The organism is Cognatundibacterium luofuense (genome assembly GCF_018139685.1).
Classification (GTDB): domain Bacteria; phylum Pseudomonadota; class Gammaproteobacteria; order Burkholderiales; family Burkholderiaceae_D; genus Undibacterium; species Undibacterium luofuense.
In genome coordinates, this window is record NZ_JAGSPN010000230.1 from 1 (window position 1) to 394 (window position 394).

1 protein-coding gene is annotated in these 394 nt (G+C 55.6%); it reads left to right on the forward strand.

What is annotated here, in order from left to right; genetic code table 11:
* The coding region (locus tag KDM89_RS23135; protein WP_212689655.1) for an aldehyde dehydrogenase family protein at positions 1-394 on the forward strand (394 nt) is incomplete at both ends.

The window sequence follows — 394 nt, forward strand, 5'->3', positions numbered from 1 at the left end:
CGTGCGATTACATTCTCCGCAGTGGGAACTGCAGGGCAACGCTGCACTACCTTGCGTCGCTTATTCGTACACGACAGCGTCTACGATCAGTTGATTCCTCGCCTGAAAAAAATCTATGCCGGCTTACTGGTCGGCAATCCGCTCAGCGAAGGTACGCTGGTTGGCCCGCTGGTGGATCAGGCCGCATTCGATGCAATGCAAACCGCACTGGCAGCTGCACAACAGGATGACGGTAAAGTCGAAGGCGGAGAACGTGTGATGGTTGCAGGCTGTGAAAACGGCTATTACGTGCGTCCGTCGCTAGTCGAAATGCCATCCCAGACGGCGACCATGCACCACGAAACCTTCGCACCCATCATGTACATCGTGCGTTACAGCGATCTGCAGCAAGCGA